The sequence below is a fragment of the Streptomyces sp. NBC_00122 genome, assembly GCF_045160845.1.
GTDB lineage: Bacteria > Actinomycetota > Actinomycetes > Streptomycetales > Streptomycetaceae > Streptomyces.
Map to the genome: position 1 here is coordinate 4,823,423 of NZ_CP108191.1, position 22,978 is coordinate 4,846,400.

18 protein-coding genes are annotated in these 22,978 nt (G+C 73.5%); 12 read left to right on the forward strand and 6 right to left on the reverse strand.

The genetic code is table 11. From position 1 onward, the window contains the following. Window positions 1-12 precede the first annotated feature (12 nt). The gene (locus tag OG737_RS22920; protein ID WP_328927999.1) at window positions 13-1,425 is read left to right on the forward strand and encodes a HAMP domain-containing sensor histidine kinase; all 1,413 of its coding nucleotides are present in this window, start codon (window positions 13-15) and stop codon (window positions 1,423-1,425) included. A 5-nt stretch (window positions 1,426-1,430) separates the two neighbouring features. Here OG737_RS22920 and OG737_RS22925 read toward each other — a convergent pair whose 3' ends face one another. Then, window positions 1,431-3,605: an endo-beta-N-acetylglucosaminidase gene (locus OG737_RS22925; RefSeq protein WP_405678241.1), complete on the reverse strand. Its 2,175-nt coding sequence runs from the start codon at window positions 3,603-3,605 to the stop codon at window positions 1,431-1,433. Between the two features lie 21 nt (window positions 3,606-3,626). After that, a complete protein-coding gene (locus OG737_RS22930; protein WP_405678239.1) occupies window positions 3,627-4,880 on the reverse strand; it encodes a glycosyl hydrolase in 1,254 nt (417 codons plus the stop codon). A 282-nt stretch (window positions 4,881-5,162) separates the two neighbouring features. Here OG737_RS22930 and OG737_RS22935 point away from each other — a divergent pair, with 282 nt between their 5' ends. Both OG737_RS22935 and OG737_RS22940 read left to right on the forward strand, forming a co-directional pair. Next, entirely contained in the window at window positions 5,163-6,254 is a 1,092-nt protein-coding gene (locus OG737_RS22935; protein ID WP_328928002.1) for a LacI family DNA-binding transcriptional regulator, read from the forward strand. Window positions 6,255-6,275: 21 nt separating this feature from the next. Further along, a complete protein-coding gene (locus OG737_RS22940; protein ID WP_405678237.1) occupies window positions 6,276-7,301 on the forward strand; it encodes an ROK family protein in 1,026 nt (341 codons plus the stop codon). A 13-nt stretch (window positions 7,302-7,314) separates the two neighbouring features. On the opposite strand, the gene OG737_RS22945 is transcribed toward OG737_RS22940, so the two are convergent. Beyond that, entirely contained in the window at window positions 7,315-8,310 is a 996-nt protein-coding gene (locus OG737_RS22945; RefSeq protein WP_405678235.1) for a TAXI family TRAP transporter solute-binding subunit, read from the reverse strand. A gap of 82 nt (window positions 8,311-8,392) precedes the next feature. Here OG737_RS22945 and miaB point away from each other — a divergent pair, with 82 nt between their 5' ends. Further along, window positions 8,393-9,910, forward strand: a complete 1,518-nt coding sequence (miaB, locus tag OG737_RS22950; protein WP_405678232.1) for a tRNA (N6-isopentenyl adenosine(37)-C2)-methylthiotransferase MiaB — start codon at window positions 8,393-8,395, stop codon at window positions 9,908-9,910. A 34-nt stretch (window positions 9,911-9,944) separates the two neighbouring features. Then, window positions 9,945-10,652, forward strand: a complete 708-nt coding sequence (locus tag OG737_RS22955; RefSeq protein ID WP_405678230.1) for a class III extradiol dioxygenase subunit B-like domain-containing protein — start codon at window positions 9,945-9,947, stop codon at window positions 10,650-10,652. A 109-nt stretch (window positions 10,653-10,761) separates the two neighbouring features. Here the strand turns inward: OG737_RS22955 and OG737_RS22960 are convergent, their stop codons facing one another. Next, window positions 10,762-11,010: an antitoxin gene (locus tag OG737_RS22960; RefSeq protein WP_405678228.1), complete on the reverse strand. Its 249-nt coding sequence runs from the start codon at window positions 11,008-11,010 to the stop codon at window positions 10,762-10,764. A 23-nt stretch (window positions 11,011-11,033) separates the two neighbouring features. Continuing rightward, window positions 11,034-11,207 carry a gliding motility protein gene (locus OG737_RS22965; protein WP_405678226.1) on the reverse strand — a complete coding sequence of 58 codons (174 nt, stop codon included), beginning with the start codon at window positions 11,205-11,207 and terminating at the stop codon, window positions 11,034-11,036. A 204-nt stretch (window positions 11,208-11,411) separates the two neighbouring features. Between OG737_RS22965 and miaA the strand changes: the two genes are divergently transcribed. From miaA to hflX, 6 genes are all read left to right on the forward strand, one after another. Beyond that, window positions 11,412-12,350 (forward strand): tRNA (adenosine(37)-N6)-dimethylallyltransferase MiaA, encoded by a 939-nt coding sequence (miaA, locus tag OG737_RS22970; protein ID WP_405678224.1) that lies wholly within the window; start codon window positions 11,412-11,414, stop codon window positions 12,348-12,350. A 126-nt stretch (window positions 12,351-12,476) separates the two neighbouring features. Next, window positions 12,477-13,034, forward strand: a complete 558-nt coding sequence (locus tag OG737_RS22975) for a hypothetical protein (RefSeq protein WP_405678222.1) — start codon at window positions 12,477-12,479, stop codon at window positions 13,032-13,034. Between the two features lie 79 nt (window positions 13,035-13,113). After that, a complete protein-coding gene (gene dapF, locus OG737_RS22980) occupies window positions 13,114-13,989 on the forward strand; it encodes a diaminopimelate epimerase (RefSeq protein WP_328928009.1) in 876 nt (291 codons plus the stop codon). 140 nt (window positions 13,990-14,129) lie between these two features. Beyond that, window positions 14,130-16,208 carry an HD domain-containing protein gene (locus tag OG737_RS22985; protein WP_328928010.1) on the forward strand — a complete coding sequence of 693 codons (2,079 nt, stop codon included), beginning with the start codon at window positions 14,130-14,132 and terminating at the stop codon, window positions 16,206-16,208. 87 nt (window positions 16,209-16,295) lie between these two features. Beyond that, window positions 16,296-17,750: a M1 family metallopeptidase gene (locus OG737_RS22990; RefSeq protein ID WP_405678219.1), complete on the forward strand. Its 1,455-nt coding sequence runs from the start codon at window positions 16,296-16,298 to the stop codon at window positions 17,748-17,750. Window positions 17,751-17,874: 124 nt separating this feature from the next. Further along, complete coding sequence (hflX, locus tag OG737_RS22995; RefSeq protein ID WP_328928012.1) at window positions 17,875-19,380, forward strand: GTPase HflX; 1,506 nt, start codon at window positions 17,875-17,877, stop codon at window positions 19,378-19,380. A gap of 93 nt (window positions 19,381-19,473) precedes the next feature. On the opposite strand, the gene OG737_RS23000 is transcribed toward hflX, so the two are convergent. Next, window positions 19,474-20,643 (reverse strand): trypsin-like serine peptidase, encoded by a 1,170-nt coding sequence (locus OG737_RS23000; protein ID WP_405678216.1) that lies wholly within the window; start codon window positions 20,641-20,643, stop codon window positions 19,474-19,476. 487 nt (window positions 20,644-21,130) lie between these two features. On the opposite strand from OG737_RS23000, the gene OG737_RS23005 reads away from it, so the two are divergent. Continuing rightward, on the forward strand, window positions 21,131-22,408 hold the full coding sequence (locus OG737_RS23005; protein WP_328930450.1) for a diaminobutyrate--2-oxoglutarate transaminase family protein: 1,278 nt from the start codon (window positions 21,131-21,133) through the stop codon (window positions 22,406-22,408). Window positions 22,409-22,978 lie beyond the last annotated feature (570 nt).

A 22,978-nucleotide genomic window follows, 5' to 3' on the forward strand; every position in this document is an offset into this window, starting at 1 on the left:
CGGGGTCCGCTCGTGCGCGCAAGGCTCCTCCCGCTGCTCGTCGTCCTGATGGCGGGCACCCTCCTCGCGCTGGGCTTCCCGCTCGCCGTGAGCCTGGCCGCCGGGCAGCAGCAGCGGGTCGTCGTCGACCGCATCGACGACAGTGCCCGCTTCGCCGCCCTGGCCCAGTTCGTCATCGACGCCGAAGGCGCCGGATCCAACGGCTCCGACGAGCGCCACGCGATCCTCCAGCTCGAACTGGCCCGCTACCAGGAGCTGTACGGCGTCCGCGTCGGCATCTTCCGCCGCGACGACAACGCCATCGCCCGGTCCCCCAGCTGGTGGGAGCTCCCCGATACCGGTGAGGGCCACCGCGCCTTCCAGGAGGCGCTCGCCGGGCGGCGCAGCCACGATCCCCCGCAGGTGTGGCCCTGGCAGACCAACGGCAAGCTGATCGTCGCCTCCCCGGTGGTCCTCGACGGGGACGTGGTCGCCGTCGTCGCCACCGAATCACCCACCGACCTCATGCGCGGCCGGATCCTCAGGGGCTGGCTGCTCATCGCGAGCGGGCTCGCCGCCGCCATGCTGGTCGCCTTCGGCGCCGCCCTGCGGCTCACCAGCTGGGTCCTCAAGCCCGTGCGGACCCTCGACGCCGCCGCCCACGGGATCGCCACCGGCCGGATGAACTCGCGGGTCGCGGCCGCCGGAGGGCCGCCGGAACTCCAACGCCTGGCCGCTTCGTTCAACGAGATGGCCGACAACGTCGAAGAGGTACTGGAGCAGCAGCGCGCGTTCGTCGCGGACGCCTCCCACCAGCTGCGCAACCCGCTCGCGGCGCTGCTCCTGCGGATCGAGCTGCTCGCCCTCGAACTCCCCGAGGGCAACGAGGAGATCGCTTCCGTGCGCGCCGAGGGCAAGCGCCTGACACAGGTCCTCGACGACCTGCTGGACCTGGCGCTGGCCGAGCACGCCTCCGCCGAGATCAGCCTCACCGACATCGGGGCGCTGGCCGCCGAGCGGGTCGCCGCCTGGCGTCCGTTCGCCGAGGAGAAGGGCGTACGGCTCACGGAGGCGGGACGGTCCGCCGTCACCGGCTGGGCCGACCCCATCGCCCTGTCCAGCGCCCTCGACGCCGTCATCGACAACGCCCTGAAGTTCACCCCCGCGGGTGAGAAGGTCGAGGTCTCCGTCGAGGCCGCCGGGCGTACCGTCCGCGTGGTCGTCGCCGACCGCGGCCCCGGCCTCAACGAGGACGAGCTGCTCCGCGTCGGCGACCGCTTCTGGCGCAGCGGCCGCCACCAGAACATCAAGGGCTCCGGGCTCGGCCTGTCGATCTCCCGCGCCCTGCTCGCCGCGGGCGGCGGGTCCCTCACGTACGAGACGAACCCGCCGCACGGGCTGCGGGTGACGGTGACCGTGCCGCGCACCGACCCCCACACCGCCTGACGCCGCTACCAGGCAAGGGCCGTACGGGCCGGGGCGGAGACCGCGTACAGCTCGTCCACGGCCCGGACCTCGAAGGCGGTCGCGAGCTCCCGGCCGGAGCGGGGTACGGCGGCCACGTAGAGGGCGGCGGCGCACGTGCCGCCGAGGAAGCGGCGGCTGCCGTCGGGCAGGACCCGGGACACCTCGTAGTGCCGCACCGGCCCGGCCGCCCGGCGCCACGACAGGCGCAGCCAGGCCCGGTCCTCCCGGCGGGCCGAGGCGTCCACGGTCAGGGCGGCGGGAGACGCCGGGCGCCGGCCGACGGCGGCGTCGCGTACCGACAGGGCCCCGAGCCGCCACACCACGGGTCTCTTTCCGAGCCCGGTGATCCGTACGGCCAGTCCGTACGCCGTCTTCCCGGCCAGGGCCGCGAGCCCGACCCGCGACCGGTGCCAGTCCGCCCCCGTGCCGCAGGAGTCCGCACGGATCCAGGTGTACGGGGCCGGCCGGCCCGGAGCCGTCGGCTCGCGGGTGGCCACGCCGACCTCCACCGCGACCGGGCCCGACTCGGCGGCGTGCACCAGCTCCAGGACGGTCGAGGAGGTGAGGGGGAGCCGGGTGGAGTGCAGCCCCACGGCCGCCGGGGCGGTCAGGGTGCCCGCGACCAGCAGGCTGGAGCCGCCGCGCCAGGCACGCGCGAAGTCCAGGGTCACGGCGGGCCGCTCTCCGGCGGTGTCCACGACCCAGCGGCGGCCCGGCAGCCGGTCCTGGAGCCCGAGGTGGTTCCAGGGGGTGTCGGAGACTGCCGCGCCGTCCTCGTACCAGCGCTCCCCGTGCCCGGTGTTGAAGGTGCAGGCGAAGGGCAGGGAGGTGACCGTGGACCGGTCGGCGACGGCCGTGGCGGGGGCCCGCCAGCCCGATTCGGGCGCGGGCCGGGCGGGGTCCAGGGACTCGCCCGTCCAGAACCGGTCGTCGGCCCGGTGGAAGGCTCCGGGGGAGCGGTCGGTGAGGTGATTGCGGGTCCACTCGGGCCGGTAGAAGCCGTAGCTGACGACGTGGTCGCCCCCGCGCGGGATGATCGCGTCCCAACGGACGGCGGAATTCCAGCCGTTGGCCTCCGTGTCCACCGCGGCCCACAGCTCGTGGCGGGAGCGGCCCAGGCGCTGCGCGAGCGCGCCGGATGCGGCCAGGCTCTGCGGCGTCCAGCGGAAGTCCACGAACATCGTGTCCGCGACCTTCCCGGCGCGGTCCTCGAAGAACTCCTGGTTGAGCTCGTTGAGGGCGCCCTGCCAGCCGACCCGGCCGGTCGTGTCCATCGCGTCGTACCAGGTGATCCGCAGGCCGTGGGGCTCGCCCGCCGCTCGCAGCGCCCGTAGGAACTCCCGCATCCTGGTGGCGAGTCCGCTGTCGCCGCCGTCGGTCTCGGCATTGACGAACCAGCCGTCGAAGCCGTACGCGGTCGCCACCCGCACCAGCTGCTCCGCGATCGGGAAGCGGCCCAGGGAGTCCCGCTGGACCAGGTCGCGGGTCCACTGGAGGTCCCCGCCGTAAGCCGCGGGCGGCAGGAACACATTGCCCAGGACGCGGACCCCGTTGCGGTGGGCGGCGTCGATCACGGGCGCGTTCGGCGCGAGCACGATGCCCTCGCCGGAGGAGCCGCCCCAGAAGACCAGCTCGTCGATGTACGCCCAGTGCGTGAGCGCGTAGTAGTCGGCGGTGGCCGAGCCCTGGGACGGGTTCTGCGCGGTGGGCCCGAAGGAGACGAGGGAGGCGATCCGGGCCTGGCCGGCCCGGGCGCCCGGGTGCGGCGGGACCGGCGTGAAGCGCGGCGCGAGCGGCACGGTCGCGGTGTTGTGGGCGAGATCCGGGTCGCTCTCGGGAGCCCACCGTTTGAGCGAGCGCCATACGATCCCGGGTCCGGGGGCGCCCTTGGGGAGCGAGTCGGGGAACCAGTACGAGGCGTACGGGGCCAGGTCGGCCGGGTCCGGCGGGGCCGACGGGGCGGGGGCCGTGGGAGCGGTCGGCCCGGCCCAGGCGGCGGGCGCCAGGGCCGGGGCGCCCAGCAGCGCGGCCGCCCCGGCCCCGGCGGCCAGTACCGCGCGCCGGGTCGGCGGCCGTAAGGAGGCGGGCCCGGGCGGGTGCACGGGCGCGGGTACGGGCACGTGCGTACGAGGGTCGACTCCGTCGTCGGTCTCGGACATGCGGGCTCCTCCGGAAAGGCGTCAGGTCAGGTCGGGGACGCGCAGCACCTCCGTGATGCCGCGCGCGGAAAGGTGCGCGGGGTCCTCGGCGAGCTCGGCCAGCACGACGGCGGGCCGCACTCCGTCCGCGGTGAGCGCCGCCCAGGTCTCGAAGAACGCGCCGCCGGGAGCACAGACCGAACGCCGCGGCGCCGCCTCCGCCCCGCCGACGTCGACCGCCAGTGCGGTGGACCGTACGGCCGGGCGGTGCTCGCGGCCCCGCCACGTCTCGGTGATCCGCGCGATGGCGGCGCCGGCCGGCTTGGTCCGGCGGTCGTTGGTGAGCAGGCCGAGGCCGTACTCCAGCTCAGGGAAGTCCGCGAGCCCGCGCGACACGTCGTGCGAGCACCACCAGGTCACGCCCCACAGGTCCGGGCAGTCCAGCGCGTTCGCCACGGTGGCCTCGGTGAACTCGGCCGCGTGCTCCGGCCCGATCAGCGGCGCGGGCGCGCCGACCTCCTGGAGCCACACCGGCCGGTGCGGGTCCCGGGCCCAGGCCTTCGACAGCTCGATCAGGTACGCGGCGTGGTGCTCGGTCGCCGTCCCCGCCGGGCCGTGGCGCTGCGCGGTGCCGTTGAACACCCAGGAGTGCACGGCGGTTGCCGCGCCCAGCCGCGCGGCCTGGGCGACGGTGAAGGGGTGCCCGTCCTGGTACCAGGCGGCGTCGTACTCGGCGTGCAGGTGGAACCGGCCGGGCGCGCCCTCCTCGCAGGCGGCGAGCATCCGCTCCAGCCAGTGGCCCGCCTGGTCCCGGGTGATCTCGTCGGGGTCGGGGTGGGGGGCGCCGGCGAACTGGTTGATCTCGTTGCCCACCGTCATGCCCAGGAAGTTCGGCCGGTCGGCCAGGGCGGCGGCCAGCGTGCGCAGGTACTCCTCCTGAGCGGCGACCACGTCCGGGTCGGTGAACATGTTGCGCCGGTGCCAGGTCCGGGTCCAGGCGGGCAGGAAGTCGAAACTCGACAAGTGGCCCTGCAGGCCGTCCACGTCGACGTCGAGCCCGCGCTCGGCGGCCGCGTCGGCGAGCGCGACGAGCTGCTCGACCGCGCGCGGCCGGATCAGCGTCCGGTTCGGCTGGAACAGCGGCCACAGCGGGAACACGCGGATGTGGTCCAGCCCGAGCGCGGCGATCGAGTCGAGGTCGGCCCTGACCTCGTCGAGGTCGAAGTCCAGCCAGTGGTGGAACCAGCCGCGGGACGGCGTGTAGTTGGCACCGAATCGGAGCGCGTCTTCGTGCACAAGGCGTCCTGGAGTTCTGAGGAATTCACCGGGTGGGCACAACCTGCCGGTGCGGATGGGGAAAGTCAACAGGGCCTACCGGCTGTGTACTTATGCGCTTCAGTCCTGTTGGCACAAGGGTTCTGGTCATCCAGACCCGGCAAAACTAATGCGCTTTAGTTGTGGCCGTCCGCATGGCGGTGCGTGGAAATGGGCAGCGATATTCCGGTCACGGCGTCCCGCCGGGGCGAGATCGCGTACGGTCTGGCCATCGCAGTCCGCGTCACCGGAGGATGACAGGCCATGGCCCGTAGACCCACGATCAAGGACATCGCCCGCCAGGCCGGAGTGTCGGAGAGCGCCGTGTCCTTCGCGCTCAACGACCGGCCGGGGGTCTCCCAGGACACCCGCGCCCGCATCCGCCGCGTCGCCGAGGAGCTCGGCTGGCAGGCCAACAGCGCCGCCCGCGCCCTGTCCGGCGAGCGCTCCGGGGCCGTCGGACTCGTGCTGGCCCGGCCCGCGCACACACTCGGCGTCGAGTCCTTCTTCCTCCAGCTCGTCTCCGGCATACAGGAGGTCCTCGCCGCCGCCCGGACAGCCCTGCTGTTCCAGGTCGTCGAGGACATCGACGCCGAATGCGCCGTCTACCGCCGCTGGTGGGCCGAGCGGCGGGTCGACGGCGTCCTCGTCGTCGATCCCCGCACGACGGACCCGCGGCCGGAGCTCCTCGGGCAGCTGGCCCTGCCGGCCGTCATGGTGGGCGAGGCACCTTCCCGCGGTCCCTCCCCGGCCGCCCCTCAAGGCCCTTCCCACGGCACCTCCCACCCCGCGGGCACCCTCTCCTCGGTCCGGGCCGACGACGCCGGGGCCATGGCCCAGGTCCTGGACCACCTCCACGGGCTGGGCCACCGCCGGATCGTCCACATCGCAGGGCTCCCCGGCCTCGCCCACACGGCCCGCCGGATCGAGTCGCTGCGGACCGAGGCCGCGCGGCGGGGCCTGGGACCCGACCGGGTGCGTTCCGTGGTCACCGACTACTCCGACGCCGAGGGCGCGGCGGCCACCCGGCGGGTCCTGGCCGAGCCCGAGCCCCCCACCGCGCTCGTCTACGACAACGACGTGATGGCCGTCGCCGGGATCGCGGTCGCTGCCGAACTGGCCATCCCCGTACCGGGCAGCCTCTCGATCGTGGCCTGGGACGACTCCGCGCTCTGCCGGGTCACCCACCCCCGGCTCACCGCCCTCGTGCGGGACACCGCGGGCTTCGGCCGACTTGCCGCCGAGGAGCTTCTCGCCGTGCTCGCGGGAAGGCCGGCCGGGGTGCGCCAGAGCGAGCAGCCGCGCCTGGAGCCGCGCGAGAGTACGGCCGCGCCCGCGGCGCATACTGATTCCTGACCCCTTCCTGGAGCCGCCACCGTGACCACGCCCACCACCACCCCCTGCCTCACACCGCGCGCCGGCGCCGCGGCCGACGGGCTGACGGTGGCGATCGACATCGGCGGGACGAAGATCGCCGGGGCGCTGGTGCACCCCGACGGCACGATGTCGGCCACGACCCGCCGCCCGACCCCGCGCGGCGCGGACCGGGACGCGGACGCCGTCATGGCGGCGGTGACCGAAGTCGTCGCCGAGCTGTCCCGCTCGCCGCTGTGGCCGTCGGCGGTCCGCTGCGGGATCGGCAGCGCGGGCCCGGTGGACGCCTCCCGGGGCACGGTCAGCCCGGTCAACATCGGGGCGTGGCGGGAGTTCCCGGTCCAGGCCCGGGTCGAGGCGGAGCTCGCCGCGCGCGGGGCACGAGGAGCCGACGGGGCGGCGGTGCCGACCGTACTGGCCGGTGACGGCGTGGCGATGACCGCGGCGGAACACTGGCTGGGAGCGGCCCAGGGCCACGCGAACGCGCTGTGCATGGTGGTCTCCACGGGCGTCGGCGGCGGCCTCATCCTGAACAACCGGCTCCACCCCGGCCCCACCGGCAACGCCGGTCACATCGGCCACATCAGCGTCGCCTTCGACGGGGAGCCGTGCGCCTGCGGCGGCCACGGCTGCGTCGAGTCGATCGCCTCCGGCACCGCCATCGCCCGCTGGGCCCTGGCCCAGGGCTGGACCCCCGCGGAGCCCGGCGGTGACGCGACGGCGGCGGGCGTGGCCGCGGCCGCCGGGGCGGGCGACCCGGTCGCCCTGGCCGCCTTCGACCGCGCGGGCCGCGCGCTTGCGGCGGCCATCGCCGCCACCGCGACCCTCGTCGAGACGGACATCGCGGTCATCGGGGGCGGCGTCGCCGCCGCCGGCGACACCCTCTTCGCCCCGATCCGCAGGCACCTCGCCGCCTACGCCACGCTGTCCTTCGCGCGCGGCGTGCGGGTGGTCCCGGCGAGCCTGGGCACGCACGCGGGCCTGATCGGCGCGGCCGCCGCGGCGACGATGCTGCTGCCGTGCGCGTGACGGCCGGGGCGGCTCAGGGCTTGACCGAGCGGTAGTACCGCATCGCGCCCTCGTGCAGGGCGAGGGGGGCGGTGTAGATGGCCGTCCGCAGGTCCACGAGCTGCGCCGCGTGCACCTCGTGCCCGATGTCGTCGCGGCTGAGGATCACCGTGCGCGTGAACCGCTGCGTCAGCTGGGCGTCCGTCCGCTCCGTGGTCACCAGCAGGTTCGGCACCGCCAGGGTCGCCACAGCGCTGGTGTTGCGGGCCCGCGTGTACGCGTCCTGCGGCATCACCGCCGCCCGGTAGTACCGCGCCGGGCTCCCGCTCGCCTGCAGCGCCTCCACCAGGTCGCCGAGCTGCACGAGCCGGATGTCGAACCGCTCCGAGAGCTCGCGCACCGCGTTCGTGGGGAGCCCGCCGGACCAGAAGAACGCGTCGATCCGGCCGGCCTCCAGCTCGGCGGGCATGGTGTCGATGCCGATGGACACCGGAGCGATGTCCTTCGCCGAATCCAGCCCGGCCGCCGTCAGCAGCCGGTCGGAGATGAGTCGCACCCCGGATCCCGGCTGGCCTATCGCGACCCGCTTGCCGCGCAGGTCCCGCGTCGACTGCACCGGTGAGCCGGCGGGCACGACCAGCTGCACGTAGTCGTCGTAGAGCCGCGCGCACCCGCGCAGATCGTCCGATCCGGGCTTCATCTCCTGCTGGTACTTGGCGACCGCGTCGGCCGTCGCCACCGTGAAGTCGGCCTCCCCGGCGGCCACCCGCGCGAGGTTCTGCTGCGAGCCCTCGCTGGTCTCCAGCCGCACCTTCACCCCGGGCATGTCCAGCCTCAGCTGCTGCTCCAGCAGCTGCCCGTACCGGTGGTAGACGCCGGTCCTGACACCCGTGCTGAAGGTCAGCTCTCCCTTGAGCTCCGGCTCCCCGAACGGTTTCAGCCACCAGAGCAGGACGCCGAGCACGGCGAGTACGGCCACCAGGGCCCGCAGGGCTTGGCGCCTGCTGATCCGGGGCGGTACGAGAGGCATGGCCGCGATCCTGCCACCCGGCCGCCGTCCTGTCACGAGGAGGCCGACCGGAGCGCTCCCGGGTACCGCCTACCCTTGTTCCATGACCAGCAGCAGCGACCGGAGCACGGCAGTGGACGTCAAGGGAACATACGAGGTGCGCACCTACGGGTGCCAGATGAACGTGCACGACTCCGAGCGGCTGGCCGGTCTGCTGGAGGGCGCGGGCTACACGCGTGCGCCCGAGGGCTCCGACGGGGACGCCGACGTGGTGGTGTTCAACACATGCGCCGTCCGCGAGAACGCCGACAACAAGCTGTACGGCAACCTCGGCCGGCTCGCCCCGATGAAGACCAAGCGCCCCGGCATGCAGATCGCCGTCGGCGGCTGCCTCGCGCAGAAGGACCGCGACACGATCGTCAAGCGGGCCCCCTGGGTCGACGTCGTCTTCGGTACGCACAACATCGGCAAGCTCCCCGTGCTGCTGGAGCGCGCCCGCATCCAGGAGGAGGCGCAGGTCGAGATCGCCGAGTCGCTGGAGGCGTTCCCCTCGACGCTGCCGACCCGCCGCGAGTCCGCGTACGCCGCCTGGGTCTCGATCTCCGTCGGCTGCAACAACACCTGCACCTTCTGCATCGTCCCGGCGCTGCGCGGCAAGGAGGAGGACCGCCGTCCCGGCGACATCCTCGCCGAGGTGGAGGCCCTGGTCGCCGAGGGCGTCTCGGAGATCACCCTGCTCGGCCAGAACGTGAACGCGTACGGCTCGGACCTCGGCGACCGCGAGGCGTTCAGCAAGCTGCTGCGCGCCTGCGGGCAGATCGAGGGCCTGGAGCGGGTCCGCTTCACCTCCCCGCACCCCCGCGACTTCACGGACGACGTGATCGCGGCGATGGCGGAGACCCCGAACGTGATGCCGCAGCTGCACATGCCGCTGCAGTCCGGCTCGGACCCGATCCTCAAGGCGATGCGCCGGTCGTACCGGCAGGAGCGGTTCCTCGGCATCATCGAGAAGGTCCGCGCCGCCATCCCGCACGCCGCGATCTCCACCGACATCATCGTGGGCTTCCCCGGTGAGACGGAGGAGGACTTCCAGCAGACGATGCACACCGTGCGCGAGGCCCGCTTCGCGAGCGCGTTCACCTTCCAGTACTCCAAGCGGCCCGGCACCCCCGCAGCCGACATGGACGGGCAGATCCCCAAGGAGGTGGTCCAGGACCGCTACATGCGCCTGGTCGCCCTCCAGGAGGAGATCTCCTGGGAGGAGAACAAGAAGCAGGTCGGCCGCACCCTGGAGGTCATGGTCGCGGAGGGCGAGGGCCGCAAGGACGGCGCCACCCACCGCCTCTCGGGCCGCGCCCCCGACAACCGCCTGGTCCACTTCACGAAGCCGGACGCGGACGTCCGCCCGGGCGACGTGGTCACCGTGGACATCACCTACGCGGCCCCCCACCACCTGCTCGCCGAGGGCCCCACGCGGACCGTGCGCCGCACCCGCGCCGGCGACGCCTGGGAGAAGCGCAACGCCGCCCCGGCCCAGCCTGCGGGCGTCATGCTCGGCATCCCGACCCTGGGCGTCCCGGCCCCGCTGCCGGCGGCGACCTCGGGCTGCGCGATCGACTGACCCCGCACCGGCGCGGGCGGCTAGGCTGCGGATCATGCTCGTAGCCGCTGCCGTCTGTCCCGCCCCGCCGCTGCTCGTGCCGGAGGTCGCCGCGGGGGCCGCCGCCGAACTCGGCGACGCCCGTACCGCCTGCTCCGACGCGCTCGCCGTGCTCGCGGCCTCCCGGCCCGACCTGCTGGTCGTGGTCGGGGCCGCCGACCACGACCACCGCGGGCCCTACCCCGAGGGCGCCCGCGGCACCTTCCGCGGATTCGGCGTCGAGGCCCACGTACAGCTCGGGGAGGGCGAGGAAGGGCCGCGCCTGCTGCCCCCGTCGCTCGCCGTGGGCGCCTGGCTGCTGCGCCGCGCGAGCTGGGGCGCCGCCCCCATCGAAGGGCTCGGGGTCGAGGAGCCGCTGGAGACCGCCCGGTGCCTGGAAGCCGGCCGGGAGCTCGCCGCGCGCGACGCCCGGGTGGCCCTGTTGGTCATGGGCGACGGCAGCGCCTGCCGGACCCTCAAGGCCCCCGGCTACCTCGACGAGCGCGCCGCCGCCTTCGACGCAGCCGCCGCCCGCGCGCTGGGCGCGGCCGACGTCGCCGCGCTCGCCGCACTCGACGCGCGGCTCGCGGCCGAGCTCCAGGCCGCAGGCCGGGCCCCCTGGCAGGTGCTGGCGGGTGCAGCCGAGGGCGCGGGCCTCGACGGGCGGCTGCTGTACGAGGACGCGCCGTACGGCGTGGGCTATTTCGTCGCCGCCTGGTCGTAGGGGCCGCCCGGGGCCGCGGAAGGCCTCACCGGAGGGGGGAGACCCACAGACGCGACGAAGGGGCGCGGGACCGGCTCCAGCCGGTCCCGCGCCCCTTTCCGGTACCGCGTCAGGAAGCGGTCGGCGACGTCGTCGGCCCGCCGGGGGTGTCCTTGTGCGCGATCTTGCCCAGGGCGTCCTTCGCCTTGCCCGTACCGCTCGTGATCCGGTCGCTGTACTTGCCGTGGGTCTTCGAGTCCACGGCCTTGGCCACCTTGTCCAGACCCTCGGTGATCCTGCCCTCGTTCTTCTGGGCGAGGCCTCCGACCTTCTCCTTCGCCGGAGCGAGCTTGGCCTTCAGATTGTCCAGCAGGCCCATGGGTCACCTTCCGTTGGCGGTCGCTACGTACGGGCGCCGTCACCGGCTTCGCTGTCCGCGGCCACCTCGGCCGACTGCTGCTTCGGAATCTCCACGGCTTCCGCCGCCGGAGCCTCCACGGCAGCCGCCTCGGCCTCGGTCTCCTCGGCCGAACCGGACTCCGCCGTCGGGGACTCCGCGGCGACCGCCTCGGTCACACCCTGGTCCTTACGGCGAAAAAGCCGATCAAAAACGCCCATGTCTACTCCTATAACGTTACTCGTGTGAGTGAAGTTCCGCCGTGGCCGCAGGGGCCTCCACCGGGCCGAACCCCGCCAGGGCAACGACCCCGCCCGCACCCCGTCACGTAGCTCGATCGGGTACATGGCCGTGTCTTGACCGGGGGCTGCGAGACTGGGGCAGTGAGGAAAGCAGCCCCCGCACCGCGGGTCATCGCCGTCGTCGGTCCCACCGCGGCCGGAAAGTCAGATCTGGGCGTAGCCCTGGCCCGCCACTTCGACGGCGAAGTCGTCAACGCCGACTCCATGCAGCTGTACCGGGGGATGGACATCGGCACCGCCAAACTGACGACCGGGGAGCGCGGCGGCGTCCCGCACCACCTCCTGGACATCTGGGACGTCACCGAGACCGCCAACGTCGCCGAGTACCAGCGCCTGGCCCGCGTCGAGATCGACAAGCTCCTCGCCGAGGGCCGCACGCCCGTCCTCGTCGGCGGGTCCGGCCTGTACGTACGGGGCGCCCTGGACGCCATGGCGTTCCCCGGCACCGACCCCGAGGTCCGCGCCCGGCTGGAGGAGGAGGCCACCCTGCGCGGCCCCGGCGCCCTGCACGCCCGCCTCGCCTCCGTCGACCCGGCGGCCGCCCGGGCGATCCTGCCCAGCAACGGCCGCCGGATCGTCCGCGCGCTGGAGGTCATCGAGATCACCGGCCGCCCCTTCACGGCCAACCTGCCCGGCCACGAGTCCGTCTACGACACCGTGCAGATCGGCGTCGACGTGGCGCGGCCCGAGCTCGACGAGCGGATCGCGCTGCGCGTGGACCGGATGTGGGAGGACGGGCTCGTGGACGAGGTCCGCGAGCTGGAGGCCCGGGGCCTGCGGGACGGAATAACCGCCTCCAGGGCGCTCGGCTACCAGCAGGTGCTCGCCGCGCTCGCCGGGGAGTGCACCGAGGACGAGGCCAGGGCCGAGACGGTCCGGGCCACCAAGCGTTTCGCCCGGCGGCAGGACTCGTGGTTCCGCCGCGATCCGCGCGTGCACTGGCTCAGCGGCGGCGCCGCGGACCGGGGGGAACTCCCCGGGCTCGCGCAGACGTTGGTCGAACGAGCGGTCACAGCCTGATCACGTGATGGCATCGGGACGCCCCGGGCGCCCGTCGAGGGGTCGGCGGCGTGCCATCATCAAACTCCTGCGGGTGTGGTCACCCGCAGTGAATTGCGGCGTACTGAGTCCGAGTGGGGAGGGCGCGTGGCGATGGAGGCCGGCCCTCGTGACACCGGGCGGGACGACACCCGGCAGGAAGCGGATCCGAGGCGTCTCGACCGGACGGACGGGTCCCCCGACCCGACGGACGGGTCCGCGGGGCCCGACGGCACCGCCGGGCTCGGGCTGCCCGCCGACCCCGCGCGCCTGACCCCGGACGGCCCGGACGCACCGGATTCCGCGGAGGCCGAGGCCGCCGCCGGACCCGCGTTCGAGGTCGAGCTGCGTCCGCAGCGCCGCCTGCGCCTGTGGCAGATCGCCCCCATCGCGGTGCTCGCCGCCGCGGGATCGCTGATGTTCGCCTTCCCGCTCGCCTTCGAGTTCGGCGACGGCGGAGCCGTGGTCGCCATGCTCGGCTTCCTCATCAGCTGCTGCGCCGGAGGCTGGGGGATGATGGCCGCCCGCCGGGTGGGCTACACCTGGCCCGGGCTCCCGGCCCGGGGGAGCGGCTGCCGCCCCGACTGGCGCATGGCCGCGCTGTACGCCCTGGTCGCGCTGGCCGTCGTCAGCCTTGCCGTGTACCGCGTCGCCCGGCTGCGCTGACCGCGCTGACCGCCCCCTCCCGGGCCGCGCCGCAGGCCCTGCGCAGCGCCCCTGAACTGCGGCTCGCTACCATGGGCGGGTGACGCACACCACCCTCCCCTTCCTCAAGGGTCACGGCACCGAGAACGATTTCGTGATCGTCCCGGACCCGGACAACTCGCTGGAGCTGCCCGCGTCCGCCGTCGCGAAGCTGTGCGACCGCCGGGCCGGGATCGGGGCGGACGGCGTCCTGCACGTCGTCCGGTCCGCCGCGCACCCCGAGGCCGCGCACCTGGCCGACGAGGCGGAGTGGTTCATGGACTACCGCAACAGCGACGGCTCCATCGCCGAGATGTGCGGCAACGGCGTACGCGTCTTCGCCCGCTACCTCCACCACGCCGGTCACGTCGAGCCCGGCGACCTGGCGATCGCCACCCGCGGCGGCGTCAAGCACGTCCACCTCGACAAGAGCGGCGACGTCACCGTCTCGATGGGGCGCGCCGTCCTCCCCGAGGGCGAGGTCACCGTCTCGGTCGGCGAGCGCAGCTGGCCCGCGCGCAACGTGAACATGGGCAACCCGCACGCCGTGGCCTTCGTCGACAGCCTCGACGACGCCGGGAGCCTGTACACCGCCCCGCCGTTCAGCCCGGCGTCCGCCTACCCGACCGGGGTCAATGTCGAGTTCGTCGTCGACCGCGGCCCCCGGCACGTCGCGATGCGCGTGCACGAGCGAGGTTCCGGCGAGACCCGCTCCTGCGGCACCGGAGCCTGCGCGGTGGCCGTGGCCGCCATCCGCCGCGACGGAGCCGACCCGGCCGCCACCGGTCGGCCGGTCACCTACACCGTCGACCTCCCCGGCGGAACCCTGGTCATCACCGAGCACCCCGACGGGCAGATCGACATGACCGGACCGGCCGTGATCGTGGCCGCGGGAGAGTTCGAAGCGGCCTGGCTCACCGAAACGGCCTTCGCCTGAAGCTTCCCTCTAATGGGTGATCCGTTTCACGCTCAGCGAGAGGTGGACTGCGCCACGTGGTGGGGTCGGTAACATCAGGCACCGGCCCTGAGGGCTCACCCCATGCCCGCCACCGCCGGTCGAAGCCGCCGGAGGTGCCCATGAGTGCAGAGGCCACGAACCCCGAAGCACACCCCGAAGCGCGCCCTGAGCTCCGCAGACGCGGCCGGACCAGGCTCGATCTGCGCCGGCTCGGCCGCGCGGCCCTGCTGGGGCCCACGTCCCGCGACCGCCTCCCGGACGCCATCGGCCACGTCGCCGAGGCGCACCGCGCCCACCATCCGGACGCCGATCTGTCCGTTTTGCGTCGCGCGTACGTCCTCGCGGAGTCCTCACACCGCGGTCAGATGCGAAAAAGTGGTGAGCCGTACATCACACATCCGCTCGCCGTGACCCTGATCCTCGCCGAACTCGGCGCCGAGACAACCACCTTGACGGCCTCTCTCCTCCACGACACCGTCGAGGACACCGAAGTGACCCTCGATCAGGTCCGCGAGGAGTTCGGCGACGAGGTCTGCTTCATCGTCGACGGCGTCACCAAGGTGGAGAAGATCGACTACGGCGCCGCCGCCGAGCCCGAGACCTTCCGCAAGATGCTCGTCGCCACCGGCAACGACGTCCGCGTGATGTCCATCAAACTCGCCGACCGGCTGCACAACATGCGCACCCTCGGCGTGATGCGCCCCGAGAAACAGGCCCGCATCGCCAAGGTCACGCGCGACGTGCTCATCCCGCTCGCCGAACGGCTCGGCGTCCAGGCCCTCAAGACCGAGCTGGAAGACCTCGTCTTCGCGATCCTGCACCCCGAGGAGTACGAGCACACCCGCGCGCTCATCGCGGCCCACGCGGGGGAACGCGACCCGCTGCCCGCCATCGCCGACTCCGTACGCACCGTCCTGCGCGAGGCCGGCATCGCCGCCCAGGTGCAGGTCCGGCCGCGGCACTTCGTCTCCGTGCACCGCATCGCCCGCAAACGCGGCGAGCTGCGCGGCTCCGACTTCGGCCGCGTCCTCGTCCTCGTCGGCGAGAACGCCGACTGCTACGCGGTCCTGGGAGAGCTGCACACCTGCTTCACCCCGGTCGTATCGGAGTTCAAGGACTTCATCGCCGCCCCCAAGTTCAACCTCTACCAGTCGCTGCACACCGCGGTCGCCACGCCCGAGGGCTACGTCGCCGAAGTCATCGTGCGGACCCGGCAGATGCACCGCGTGGCGGAGGCGGGCGTGGTCGCGCTCGGCAATCCGTACGCCACCGCGACGGCCGACGCCGCGGAATGCGACGAGGAGCGGGTGGACCCGACGCGGCCCGGCTGGCTGTCCCGGCTGCTCGACTGGCAGCAGTCCGCGCCCGACCCGGACACCTTCTGGAGCGTGCTGCGCGCCGAGCTGGCCCAGGACCGGGAGATCACCGTCTTCCGCGCCGACGGCGGGACGCTGGGCCTGCCTGCCGGTGCCAGCTGTATCGACGCCGCCTACGCGCAGCACGGCGAGGCGGCCCACGGCTGTATCGGCGCCCGGGTCAACGGGCGCCTCACCTCCCTCTCCTCCCCGCTGTCCGACGGGGACACCGTGCAGCTGCTGCTCGCGCAGGACGCCTCCTCGGGGCCCGCCGCCGAGTGGCTGGACCACGCGCGGACCCCGGCGGCCCGGATCGCCATCAGCAGCTGGCTCGACGCCCATCCCGACCGGGCGATGGCCACCACTTCGGCCGCGCGGGCGCCGCTGTCGGTGGTCGGGGCCCGGGGCGGCGGGGCCAACGCCGTCGCCGACCTGCCGGACGCCCCCGTCCGGCTCGCCGGATGCTGCACCCCGGTGCCGCCGGACGCGGTCGCCGGGTTCGTGGTCCGGGGCGGGGCCGTCACCGTGCACCGAGCCCACTGCGCCGCGGTCGCCCAGATGCGCGCGGTGGGGCGTACCTCCGTCGCCGTGCACTGGCGGGCCACGGCGGACTGCCGGGTCACGCTCCTGGCTGAATCGTTCGGCCGCCCCCATCTGCTCGCCGACCTGACCGAGGCCATCGCCCGCGAGGGGGTCGAGGTCGTCTCCGCGACCGTGGAACCCCCGGTCGAGCAGCGGGTGCGGCACAGCTACACACTCCAGCTGCCCGACGCGGCCGGGCTGCCCGCCCTGATGCGGGCGATGCGCGACGTGCCGGGCGTCTACGACGTCAGCCGCGCGTAGGCCGGGTCGGCGCCGGAAGGTCCCGTTCGGGTGGACTCGTCGCGCGCCGTTCGCGGCAGCGCGGCGGGCGCTGGTAAGCGGTGGGGGATGCAGCTCATCTCCCCGCGCCTGCGCGCCGCCCTGCTCGCCGCGGCCTCCCTCACCCTCGTCGCCGCCGTGCTGCCCCCGCCGGCGGCGCTGGGCATCGGCGACCGGCTGTTCCCCGAGCTGGGGAACCCCGGGTACGACGTGCTCTCTTACGACCTGTCGTTCACGTACAAGGACAACCGCACCCCCCTCGACGCGGTCACCGTGATCGACGCCCGCGCCCTGCAGCCGCTGGACCGGATCAATCTGGACTTCACGCACGGAAAAGTGGCGTCCGTCGAGGTCAACGGCGAGCCGGCGCGGTTCGAGAGCGTGGGGGAGGACCTCGTACTGACCCCCGCGCGCCCCGTCCCGCGCCATGTGCCGCTGCACATCACGGTCCGGCACACCAGCGACCCGCGCGGGCGCGGGGACGGCGGCTGGGTGCCCACCGAGGACGGCCTGGCCATGGCCAACCAGGCGGACGCCGCCCACCGCGTCTTCCCCTGCAACGACCACCCCGCCGACAAGGCCTTCTTCACCTTCCGGGTCACCGCCCCGGAAGGGCTCACGGTCGTCGCCAACGGCCTGCCGGTCCTTCCCGCCCTCCGCGCCCTGAGCACGGGCTCCTCGACGACGTGGACGTACCGGACGCGGCACCCGATGGCCACCGAGCTGGCCCAGGTCTCCATCGGCCGCTCCGCCGTCGTCCACGGAACCGGACCGCACGGGCTGCCGCTGCGCGACGTGGTGCCCGCCCAGGACCGGGAGAAGCTCGACCCCTGGCTGAAGAAGACCGCCGGGCACATCGCGTGGATGGAGGAGCGCGTCGGCCGCTACCCCTTCGAGAACTACGGGGTGCTGATCGCCCGGGCCACCACCGGCTTCGAACTGGAGACGCAGACCCTCTCGCTCTTCGAGCACGGCCTGTTCTCGGGCGACGGCTACCCCGAGTGGTACGTGGAGGCCGTGATGGTCCACGAACTCGCCCACCAGTGGTTCGGCGACAGCGTCGCCCCGCGGACCTGGTCCGACCTGTGGCTCAACGAGGGACACGCCACCTGGTACGAGGCCCTGTACGCGGACGGGCTCGGCAAGTACTCCCTGGAGCGGCGCATGCGCGAGGCGTACCAGCGCTCCGACCAGTGGCGGGCGGCGGGCGGCCCCCCGGCGGCTCCGAAGGCAGCCGCCCCGGGCCAGAAGATCGGGCTGTTCCGGCCCGTGGTGTACGACGGGGCCGCGCTGATCCTGTACGCGCTGCGCCAGGAGATCGGTACGGAGGCCTTCGACCGGGTCGAGCGGCGCTGGGTGGCGGACCACCGGGACGGGGTCGCGGGCACGGACGACTTCGTACGCCTGGCCTCCGAAGAGGCGGGCCGGGACCTGAAGGCCTTCCTGGAGCCGTGGCTGTACGGGCAGACGACCCCCGCGATGCCCGGGCACCCGGAGTGGAGCGGGACCGCGGCCGCCAAATAAAGGGTGTGACCGCCGGGGAACGGGCATGTCACCATCGACGGGGCCGTTCGGGGAATCCCCGGATGGTGTGACACGTTGGACGTGACAGTTCCAGCAGTGCTATTCGAATCGACGTAAGGATCCAATGACCTCCTCTTCTTCCCCTTCCCAGGACGCGCGGGACGCACGGGACGTGCCGGACCCGTCGAGCTTCACCGAGAGCCTTCGGGCCGATGCCCTGATGGAAGAGGACGTCGCCTGGAGCCACGAGATCGACGGAGACCGGGACGGCGAGCAGTTCGAACGTTCCGAGCGCGCGGCCCTTCGCCGCGTCGCCGGCCTCTCCACCGAGCTCGAAGACGTCACCGAGGTCGAGTACCGGCAGCTCCGCCTGGAGCGTGTCGTCCTCGTCGGTGTCTGGACCTCCGGCACGGTGAACGACGCGGAGAACTCCCTCGCGGAGCTCGCCGCCCTCGCCGAGACGGCGGGTGCCCTCGTACTCGACGGCGTGATCCAGCGCCGCGACAAGCCGGACCCGGCCACCTTCATCGGATCGGGCAAGGCGCGCGAGCTGCGCGACATCGTCATGGAGAGCGGCGCCGACACCGTCGTCTGTGACGGCGAGCTCAGCCCCGGCCAGCTCATCGCCCTCGAAGACGTCGTCAAGGTGAAGGTGGTCGACCGGACCGCCCTGATCCTGGACATCTTCGCCCAGCACGCCAAGTCCCGAGAGGGCAAGGCGCAGGTCGCTCTCGCGCAGATGCAGTACATGCTGCCGCGCCTGCGTGGCTGGGGTGCCTCGCTGTCCCGTCAGATGGGTGGCGGCGGCGGTGGCGGCATGGCCACCCGAGGCCCCGGTGAGACCAAGATCGAGACCGACCGGCGACGGATCCGCGAGAAGATGGCGAAGATGCGCCGGGAAATCGCGGAGATGAAGACCGGCCGTGACATCAAGCGGCAGGAACGGCGCCGCAACAAGGTGCCGTCGGTCGCCATCGCCGGCTACACCAACGCGGGCAAGTCCTCGCTGCTCAACCGCCTCACGGGCGCGGGCGTGCTGGTGGAGAACGCGCTGTTCGCCACCCTCGACCCGACCGTGCGCCGGGCCGAGACGCCGAGCGGCCGGGTCTACACCCTGGCCGACACGGTCGGCTTCGTCCGGCACCTGCCCCACCACCTCGTCGAGGCCTTCCGCTCCACGATGGAGGAGGTCGGCGACTCCGACCTCATCCTGCACATCGTGGACGGCTCGCACCCGACGCCGGAGGAGCAGCTGGCGGCGGTGCGCGAGGTGATCCGCGAGGTCGGCGCGGTGAACGTGCCCGAGATCGTGGTGATCAACAAGGCGGACGCGGCGGACCCGCTCGTCCTGCAGCGGCTGCTGCGCATAGAGCGGCACTCCATCGCCGTCTCGGCGCGCACGGGCATGGGCATCGAGGAACTCCTCGCGCTCATCGACACCGAGCTGCCGCGGCCCGAGGTCGAGGTGGAGGCCCTGGTGCCGTACACCCGCGGATCGCTGGTGGCCAAGGCACACGCCGAAGGTGAGGTGATCTCCGAGGAGCACACCCCGGAGGGCACCCTGCTCAAGGCGCGGGTCCACCCGGAGTTGGCGGCGGACCTGGCGCCGTACGCGCTGGCGAAGCGGTGACACGCTGACGCACTGACGTGCTGACGTACATGTGAGAAAGGCCGGGGCCCCCTGCGGTGCAGGGGGCCCCGGCCTTTCTCCGTCGTTCCGTGACTACTTGAACTTGCCGCTCACCGCGGTGAAGATGCCCTGCGCCTCCGGACCCAGCCGAGGTCCGGCCAGCCAGCCCGCCTTGGCCGGGCCGATCGAGGTGTTCGACACCAGCGCGGGCTTGCCGTCCGCGCCCGCCGCGACCCAGCCGCCACCGGAGGAACCGCCGGTCATGGTGCAGCCGATGCGGTACATCACGGGGTCGTTCGCCGTCAGCGACAGCCGGCCCGGCCTGTCCGCACACTGGTAGGCCTTCTGGCCGTCGAAGGGCGCCGCCGCCGGGTAGCCGGTGGCCGTGATGCCCGCGACCTTCGGCACCGCCGGGGCGTTGAACTCCACCGGGAGCGCAGAACCGACCGTCTCCTCCAGGGACTTGCCGCTGCCCTTCTCCGGAGTCACGTGCAGCACCGCGAAGTCGTACGGGGCACCCGCGCCGCCGGTCGGGCCGCCGTTCGCGATCCACTGGTCGGAGGTCTGCGCCCAGTCGCTCCACCAGACGCCGTACGGGGCCACCTGCTCGCGGGGCGCGCCCTTGAGCTGCGCCGCCGGCCTGCCCGCGTTGTTGTAGGACGGGACGAAGGCGATGTTGCGGTACCAGCCGCCGGACTTGCCCGCGTGCACGCAGTGGCCCGCCGTCCAGACCAGGTTGGACTTGCCGGGGTGGGCCGGGTCCTTGACCACGGTCGCCGAGCAGACCATCGAGCCCTCGGGACCGTCGAAGAAGACCTTGCCCGCCTGCGGAACGCTCGTGTGGTAGGGCGTGTTCGCCGCCTTGGCCGTCACCGGTGCCGGGGTCGGGTCGGTCACGCCCTGGTCCTTGCCCGCGTCCGGGTCGACGGCCGGCTGCTGCGGCTGCTCGGCGTCACGCATGCGGTCCGGGTCCCACAGGCCCTCGATGATCGGGTTGACGTAGTCGCCCGCCTCGCGGAGCCAGTCCTCCTTCTTCCAGTTCTTCCACGCACCCCCCTTCCACTTCTCCAGGTCGATGCCGTGCTCCTTGAGCCTTTCCTTGAGCCCGTCCGGGATCTTGATCCCGTCGTTGCCAGGAAGGCTCGCCGCCACGGTCGGCTTGGCGTCGCCGCCGGCCTCCCCGTCGCCGGGGCCGCAGGCCGCGGCGGTCAGCGCGAGCGCGGCCGCGCACAGGATCGCGGTGACCGGTCGGTTCGGTCGCATGTCGTTCGTCCCCCTGGTGGTTTCGAGGCGTGGAGTGCAGCACCCCACTATGCCGCCGTGGTGAGGGACGGCACAGCCCGGGGCTGTGGTTCCCCGGCCCTGCCGTCTTGCCGGGCAAGGATCTTGCGTCCACCCGTGATCCCTCGCCGTCACCGTCGTTGGTACGTACGGGGGATGGATGGGCAGCGTTCGTGTTCGAGACGCAATCCGGAAGTGCAATCCGTGCGGGAGGACGACACTCGTGGCTTTGACCGAGCCGGCCGCGGCCGAGGCCGCCGCACCTAACACGCCGCAGAGCGCCCAGGGGTTCACGGCGGATTTCACGGAAGACTTCACCGAAGAGTTCACAGAAGAGTTCACGGCGGAGATCGCGCCGCAGGGCACGCGGGACATCGCGCCGCAGGTGCCGCCGCAGGGGAGCCGGGCGCCAGGGCCCGGCGCCGCCCGGGGAGTTGGCGGACCCGGCCGGTCCCTCTCCCCGGACGGCATCCTGCGCAGGCAGGCGCAGCGGGAGTCCGCCGCCAGGACGTACGCCCGCTCGCTGCCCATCGTCCCGGTGCGGGCCCGCGGGCTGACGATCGAAGGCGCCGACGGGCGCCGCTACCTCGACTGCCTCTCCGGGGCCGGAACCCTCGCCCTCGGGCACAACCACCCGGTCGTGCTCGAAGCCATCCGCAAAGTCCTCGACTCCGGGGCTCCGCTGCACGTGCTCGACCTCGCGACCCCGGTCAAGGACGCCTTCACCACCGAGCTGTTCGCCAATCTGCCGCCACAACTGGCCGCCGACGCCCGCATCCAGTTCTGCGGACCGGCCGGCACGGACGCGGTGGAGGCCGCCCTCAAACTGGTCCGCACAGCGACCGGTCGCTCGGGGCTGCTCGCCTTCACCGGGGCCTACCACGGGATGACCGCCGGAGCCCTCGCCGCCTCGGGCGGCGCCCCGGACGTACGGGTGACCCGGCTCCCGTATCCGCAGGACCACCGCTGCCCGTTCGGGATCGGCGGCCCCGAGGGGGCCGAACTCGGCGCCCGCTGGGCGGAGAACCTCCTCGACGACCCCAAGGGCGGGGTACCCGCCCCCGCCGGCCTGATCGTCGAACCCGTACAGGGCGAGGGCGGGGTACTCCCGGCCCCGGACGCCTGGCTGCGCCGGATGCGGGAGATCACCGAGGCGCGGGGAATCCCGCTGATCGCCGACGAGGTACAGACGGGAGTCGGCCGCACCGGTGCTTTCTGGGGGGTCGACCACGCCGGGGTGGTGCCCGATGTGATGGTCCTGTCCAAGGCGATCGGCGGCAGCCTGCCGCTCGCGGTGATCGTGTACCGGGCGGCCCTGGACATCTGGACCCCCGGCGCCCACGCGGGCACCTTCCGCGGCAACCAGCTCGCCATGGCCGCCGGTGCCGCCACGCTCGCCTTCGTCCGCGAGAACCGGCTCGCCGAGCGCGCCGCCGCCTTGGGCGAGAGCATGCTGACGGCCCTGCGCGGCCTGGCTTCCGCCCAGCCCTGCATCGGGGACGTCCGGGGGCGCGGCCTGATGATCGGCGTCGAACTGGTCGACCCCGACACCGGGTCGGCCGCGCCGGCCCTGGCCGCGGCCGTCCGCCAGGAGTGCCTGGACCGCGGCCTGATCGTCGAACTGGGCGGCCGCCACAACGCCGTCGTCCGACTGCTCCCTCCACTGACCCTCACCGACGAGCAGGCCGCGGCGGTCCTCGACCGCCTGGCCGACGCCATCCCGGCCGCAGCCCGACGACCCCACTGACCCGGACCCCACTGACCCGGACCCCGAGGACCCGCGATGCCCGATCCGCACCAGTCCACCCCGCCCCACGGCGGGCCGCTCCCGCAGTCCCCGGCCCCCGCGGCCGCCGGACCCGCGGACCCCGCCCCCGCGCAGCACCAGGAACTCGATAGAGCCCCGGCCCCTGACCCCGACCACGGACCCCAGTCGGCCCCCGGGTCCCCCACGCCGCCCGAGCGAGGTGCCCAGGAGGCCTCCGGACCCGCCGAGGCCCAGCAACGCCCGGCCCCCGCGGCGTCTCCCGACCCCGCCTCCGGGCTTCTTCCCCCCGCGCCCCCGCCGCCGACTCCCGCCGGCCCTCCTCGGACCACCGGGCCCGGGCAGGCATCCGTACCGCCGCCCGGGGCCGCCGAACGGTACGAGGCCTCCGCCGACCGCTCCCCGGCCGACCGATCCCCGGCCGACCGATCCCCGGCCGCCGAGCCCCGTCCCGCAGTCCCGGCCCCCACCGCCGGAGCAGCGCACCAGCAGCCCCCCGCGACCGGAATCGAGGCGGCGGCCACCGTGCCGCGTCAAAAGGACGGCACGCCC